We start from the raw sequence: 6,275 nt of genomic DNA, 5'->3' as shown, positions 1-6,275 counted from the left end.
TCATCACCGAGGCGGGCTTCGGGGCCGACATCGGCGCCGAGAAGTTCTTCAACATCAAGTGCCGGGCCTCCGGGCTGACACCCGATGCTGCGGTCATCGTCGCGACGGTGCGTGACCTGAAAACCCACTCGGGCAAGTACCGGGTCGTCGCCGGCCGACCGCTGCCCCCCGAGATGCTCGCCGAGAATCCCGACGACGTGCATGCCGGGGCAGCGAACCTGCGCCAACAGATCGCTAACGTCCGACGACACGGAGTCACGCCGGTCATTGCGGTCAGCGCGTTTCCTACCGACCATGCGAGTGAGCATCGGGCGATCATGGCTGTCGCGGCCGAGGAAGGCGTGCGCGCCACCATCACCCACCACTTCACCGAAGGCGGCAGAGGTGCGGCCGAGCTCGCCGAAGCGGTTGCTGAGGCGTGCGCTGAACCGTCGGGCTACCACCGCCTCTACCCCGACGAACTCCCCCTGGCCGACAAGATCGAGCTGATCGCGCGGGAGATGTACGGCGCCGACGGCGTGGACATCTCGCCGCTGGCGGCTCGGCAACTCGAGAAGTTCGAGCGGGCAGGCTACGGCAGCCTGCCGGTATGTATCGCCAAGACCCACCTGTCGCTGTCGAGCGACCCGAGCATCAAGGGTGCTCCTAGCGGCTGGCGACTGCCGGTGCGTGAGGTGCGGGCGTCGATCGGGGCCGGGTTCATCTACCCCATCTGCGGCGACATGCGCACGATGCCCGGACTCTCGTCCTCGCCTGCGGCCGAAATCATCGATATCGACGAAAGCGGCGAGATCGTCGGCTTGTCCTGATCGGCGGCTGGTCGCTAGTCCTTCTTCGACCCCGCGGACTTGGCGTTAGACTCGTACGAGGTGTTCGTCGATTCGAAGAAGTTCACCAACTGCAGGGTGTCGTTCGCCGTCGCCATCCACTTCGCGGGGTTGGTGACGTTGTACTCGGTGTCGAACCCGAGTTCCTCGAGACGGCGGTCGGCCAGGTACTTCACGTATTGGTTGATGTAGTTCGCGTTGAGCCCCAGGATGCCGTTGGGCAGGAGGTCACGGTTGTACTCCTCCTCCATTTCGACTGCGTCGAGGATCATTTGCCGAATCTCGGCGGCGAATTCCGGCGTCTGCAGGTCGGGATTCTCGTCGAGCACCGTGAGGATCAAGTTGATGCCGAACTTCAGGTGAAGCGACTCGTCGCGCACGACCCAGTCCATCAGGGAGCCGAAGTTGCGCAGCAGATTCCGCTGCCGGAACGACAGCGCCACCATGAAGCCCGAATAGAACCAGATGCCTTCGAGGATGATGTTGTAGGCGACGAGGTTGCGGATGAAGTCCTGCTTGCCCTCCGTCGTCGTGATGTCGAGTGTCTGCTCGGTCATCCGCTTGATGAACGAGACCTCGAACTCCTCCTTGCGGGCCATCGACGGCACGTCGACGTGGGAGTTGTAGGCCTCGTTGCGGTCGATCGGGAAGGTTTCGAGCACGTACTCGAACGACATGCAGTGGTTCGCCTCCTCCCACATCTGCTTCGCGAGGTAGAGGTGCGCCTCGGGAGCGTTGATGTAGGGGTAGACGCCGAACGCGAGCGCCTTGTTGACGAGCAACTCGTTGGGGTTGAAGTACGACATGAGGAACGTGATCGCGTGACGTTCCTCATCCGTCATCTTCTTGAAGTCGGCGATGTCTTCGCCCAACTGGATCTCGTTGGGGAACCAGGTGTTCGCGACCGCCTGGTCGTAGAGATCCATCGCCCACTGGTAGGTGACCGGCTTGAGGAGGAGTCCCTCTTTGATGCCGGTGCCGAGGATTCCCATTACTGACAGCTTTCACATTGGAGGTCGTCCATCGGATCGACCGGAACCGAGTATTCGCCGATGTTGACCGCGGCGTAGGAGTCGAACGGCCCGGTCACTTGAGCCCACCAAAACCACGACGCGCGGGCGCCGCTGCTGCCGTGACACCCTCGATGGGGGTTTCGGACTTCTGCTCGATCTCTTCGGTCTTGTTGACCTTGACCGTCGACTGCTCGGCGGTGTGCCGCGGCTTCATGTGCAGATAGTAGGTCGTCTTCACTCCGCGCTCCCAGGCCGCGTAGTAGATGTCCATCATGTCGCCGAGGTCACGTGTCTCGAGGTACATGTTGCGGCTGATCGACTGGTCGATCCACTTCTGCGCACGCGCCGCGACCTCGAGGAACGAGTACGGCGAGAGCTGGAACGACGTCTTGTAGACAGCCTTCAGGTCGTCGGGGATCGCGTCGAGGCTCTGGATGTCGCCCTGCGACCGCAGGATCTGCTCACGCACCGACTCCCACAGCCCGCGCTCCTGAAGTGCCTCGACGAGGTTGCGGTTCACCTCGAGGAACTTGCCGTTGCTCGTCGCGCGGCTGAATATCTGCGAGAACTGCGGGTCGAGACCCGGAGTCGTGCCGGCAACCAGACCGATGGATGCCGTCGGCGCGATCGCCATCAGGGTCGCGTTGCGCATCCCGCCCGTGACCTTCGCGCGCAGGGCGTCCCAGTCGAGGCGGGTGGTGCGGTTCACCTTGATGTCGATGCCACGATCTTTCTCGGTCAACGCGATCGAGTCGAACGGCACGAGGCCCTGCGACCAGCGGGAGCCCTCGAAGTTGTTGTACGACCCGCGCTCCCGGGCGAGGTCGGCCGACTCGTCGATGGCCGCGTAGGAGACGTGCTCCATGATTTCGTCCATCAGGTCGTAGGCCGCTTCGGACTCGTACGAGAAACCGAGCTTCTCGACGACATCCGTGAAGCCCATGACGCCCAGGCCGATCGCCCGGTTCTGCTGGTTGGCGTGGTCGGCCTCGGCGACGCTCGACTCGGTGATGTCGATGAGGTTGTCGAGCTGACGCACGGCGCTGCGAGCGCTCGCCTCGATGAGATCCCAGTCGAAACCGAGCCCTCCATCGGTGTCCGCCTTGAGGTGCGTCGACAGGTTGATCGAGGCCAGGTTGCAGACCGAGATGTTCTCGGCGTCCTGCGGAAGGCAGATCTCGGTGCACAGGTTGGAGAGATGGATCGTGCCCGTGTTGTTGTTGAGGGCACGGTTGTTGATCGTGTCCTTCCAGGTCAGCCAGGGGTGGCTGGTGGTCTGCAGCGAGATCAGGATCGACTTGAACTGTTCGCGAGCACCGATCTTCTTGAACATCCCGAGTTCGCCGGCTTCGGCCATCGCGATGTACTCGGCGTAGCGCTTCGAGAACGCCGCACCATACAGCTCGTTGAGGTCGCTGACCTCGAGCGGGTCGAACAGGTACCAGTCATCGTCGTTCTGCACGCGCTTCATGAACTCGTCACTGATCCACACCGCCGTGTTCGCGGTGCGGGTGCGGCGGTACGGGTCGCCGGAGTTCTGACGCAGGTCGAGGAACTCGGGGAAGTCGAGGTGCCAGTTCTCCATGTAGAAGCACAGGGCGCCGAACTTCTTACCGCCGCGGCTGACCGCACGCAGTACCGAGTCGATCGTGTGCATGAACGGGATCGGGCCGGTCGACGTCGTGTTGTTCGAGCGGATCGGGCTGCCCTGCGCGCGCAGCTTGGTGACCGAGAGGCCGATGCCGCCGGTGCCCTTGGTGAGCCACATGACGTCGCCGACGCTCTTGGCGATGCTCTCCATGTCGTCCTGCATCTCCATGACGAAGCAGTTCGAGAGCTGCGGGAAGGCGGTGCCGGCGTTGACCAGGGTCGAGCCCGCGGCGACGTACTCAAGCTTCGACATCTTGTCGTAGAAGCCGATCGCGACCGAGGTGGGGTCGACCTCGTTGAGAGAGAGGCCCATCGCGATGCGCATCCAGAAGAACTGCGGCACCTCGAGCGGCTCCCCGTTGCGGGCCTTGATGCCGTAGCGGTTGTTGAGGGTGACGACGCCGATGTACTTGAGCAGCTCGTCGCGGCTCGGCTCGAGAGCGGCGGCGAGGCGGTCGAGGTCGTAGAGGTCGGGGAAGCGCGGGTCGAGCAGCTTCTCTTCAACGCCGCGGATGACGCTCGCACGGAAGTACTGGGCGTGCAGCGCCTTCAGCTCGGCAGCCGTCTGGTAGTCACCGAGCACGCTCTTATAGATCGTCTTCAGCAGAAGACGCGCGGCGACGGTGTCGAACTGCGGGTCGTCTTTGACGTTCTGCAAGGCGACCTGAATGACCGCTTCGTCGAGCTGCTGAGTGGTGATGCCGTCGAAGAGGGTGAGCTCGAGTTCCGACGCGATCTGCGTCACCCAGGTGATGTTCTCGTCAAGCCCCAAGCTCGCGTGTTCGATCGCGAGGTTGATCTTGTTCGCGTCGTAGGGCTCGCGCTCTCCGCTGCGCTTGACGACCGTGATGCTCACTTGTGCTCCTCCTGTGCCCTTTCGGGCACGTCCCCGTGGTGCGACCTCGTGAGTCGCTGAAATCTTCGGATATGACCACTTCCCGGCCATGTGACCCCTCCCCCTGGCCGGGAGGTTTGATCACTATATATCCGGGTACTGACAGGAGCATCACCACAACATCTAGTGGGCGTGTCATCCACAGAATGTGGATAAGTCCGCGGACTTTTGCACAGTTTCCACAAGCGCGCTGGAGCATAGAGCGAAGGCCATTTCTGGCCTTCGCCGCGACGCCAGCGCCGACGGCCGTCCCGGTCGTCGGCTGTCAGCCGAGCAAGAGTAATGTGGGTCGGCTGTGAAGAGTTACGCGGAGTTGTTGCGCATCCCGGGGGTCGCCCGGCTCCTCTTCGCGCAACTGGTGGCCCGATTCCCGGGTGGGATGCTCTCGCTCGGGCTCCTGATCCACGTCGAGGCGATCTTCCACTCGTACGGCATCGCCGGGCTCGTACTCGCCTGCCTGAGCGTCGGCCAGGCCGTCGCGGGTCCGCTCACCAGCCGGTGGATGGGGGCTTGGGCGATGCGCCCGGTGCTCATCCTCACGGGCCTCGTCTGCGCCATCGCGCTCGCCGTGCTGGCGTTCGCGCCGCTATCGATCCTCGGATTCATGGCGGTCGCGCTGGTGTGCGGCCTGAGCTATCCGCCCATCCAACCCGCGGTGCGCACGATCTACCCCAAGGTGGTCAACAGTCGCCAGCTCACCCCGTTGTTCGCGCTCGACGCGAGCGCTCAGGAGATCATCTGGGTCGCAGGCCCGGTGCTCGTCACCTTCGTCGCAATGCAGATCTCGACCACCGCAGGCATCCTGATTTCGCTCATCTTCCTTGTCGGGGGCGGCACGTGGTTCGTCTCGAGCCCCGAGGTCGGCCGGGTGCGCATCCCACGGTCGAAACGGCGGTTTGGTGTCGTGCTCACCCGGCCGTCGGTGCTGCTCATCACGATCCTCGGCATCCTGCTGGTGGGCTGTTTTGCCGCGATCGAAGCTGGAGTGGTGTCGATGTTCGACCATGGCAGCTCCGAGTCGGGTTTCGTGCTCGCGATCTTCGCGCTCGCCTCCCTCGCCGGCGGGCTCGCCTTCGGCCACCTGCCGGTTGGCCCGTGGGCGCTCGCTCGACGGATGAGCGTCATCCTGGTCGGCTCGGTGCTCGCGGTATTCGCGTTCGAATTCTGGTCGATTTCGGGCGCCTTGCTGATCGCGGGGCTGTGTGTCGCCCCGGCGCTCGCCGTCATGTTCGCGGCAGTGTCGGCGACGGTCCGCTTCAGCGACACCGCTGAGGCCTACGGATGGGTCGGCACCGGGCAGCTGCTCGGCGCGGCCCTCGGATCGGCCCTCGCCGGCTTTCTCATCGACGCCGCCGGGTCGACCGGCGCGTTCGTGACCGCGGCAGTGTTGGTCGCTGTGGCGGTGCTCATCGCCGCGGTGTTCCACCGCGCGCTTCCCGACCTGCGGGGACGCGACGCGAGCCCGATTCCCGACACTGAGCCCGTGCCCGTGCAGCCGAGCTAGCGATCACCCGCGGGTCTCGGGAGACCGAATGTGATGGCAATGTGATGTCACATTCGTCAGACCTCCGGCCCGGGATGCGAGCAGATCACTGGAAATCCGGGGTTGGGTTCCGACTCTGTTACCAAAACGTTACCTTTTACCCCTTGCCGCCGATGGAATTGTGAAGGCTAACATTCACTCGACGGACTCCCCACGTCCGTTCACTGTCACCAAGAAACCGGCATCGCTGCCGGCCAAGACGAGGAGGTTTTGGCAATGAAGAAGAATCTGATCGGCGGCATCGCCCTAGCGGCGGCGCTTGCGCTCACCGTGTCCGGATGCGCCGGAGGCGCAGGCAACGAAGACGACGGGCTTATTACCGTCGGCTTCGCCCAGACCGGTTCCGA

The 6,275-nt window shown here is 63.8% G+C and carries 4 protein-coding genes; 2 read left to right on the top strand and 2 right to left on the bottom strand.

Annotation, left to right across the window (positions count from 1 at the left end; translation table 11 throughout):
• On the top strand, positions 1 to 809 hold an 809-nt coding region (locus RMO30_RS09405; protein ID WP_309712433.1), incomplete at its 5' end, for a formate--tetrahydrofolate ligase.
• 14 nt (positions 810 to 823) lie between these two features.
• Here the strand turns inward: RMO30_RS09405 and RMO30_RS09400 are convergent.
• Both RMO30_RS09400 and RMO30_RS09395 read right to left on the bottom strand, forming a co-directional pair.
• Positions 824 to 1,819, bottom strand: coding sequence for a ribonucleotide-diphosphate reductase subunit beta (locus RMO30_RS09400; protein WP_309712430.1), 996 nt, complete (start codon positions 1,817 to 1,819; stop codon positions 824 to 826).
• A 94-nt stretch (positions 1,820 to 1,913) separates the two neighbouring features.
• Positions 1,914 to 4,346 (bottom strand): ribonucleoside-diphosphate reductase subunit alpha, encoded by a 2,433-nt coding sequence (locus RMO30_RS09395; RefSeq protein WP_309712427.1) that lies wholly within the window; start codon positions 4,344 to 4,346, stop codon positions 1,914 to 1,916.
• Positions 4,347 to 4,680: 334 nt separating this feature from the next.
• Between RMO30_RS09395 and RMO30_RS09390 the strand changes: the two genes are divergently transcribed.
• A complete protein-coding gene (locus RMO30_RS09390; RefSeq protein WP_309712425.1) occupies positions 4,681 to 5,889 on the top strand; it encodes an MFS transporter in 1,209 nt (402 codons plus the stop codon).
• Positions 5,890 to 6,275 lie beyond the last annotated feature (386 nt).

The organism is Pseudolysinimonas sp. (assembly GCF_031389465.1).
GTDB lineage: Bacteria > Actinomycetota > Actinomycetes > Actinomycetales > Microbacteriaceae > Pseudolysinimonas_A.
This window is presented reverse-complemented; position numbering and strand designations above follow the sequence as displayed.

Coding starts and splice junctions, on each gene's coding strand:
- RMO30_RS09400 (WP_309712430.1), bottom strand. CDS start 1,819: ATGGGAATCCTCGGCACCGGCATCAAAGAGGGACTCCTCCTCAAGCCG.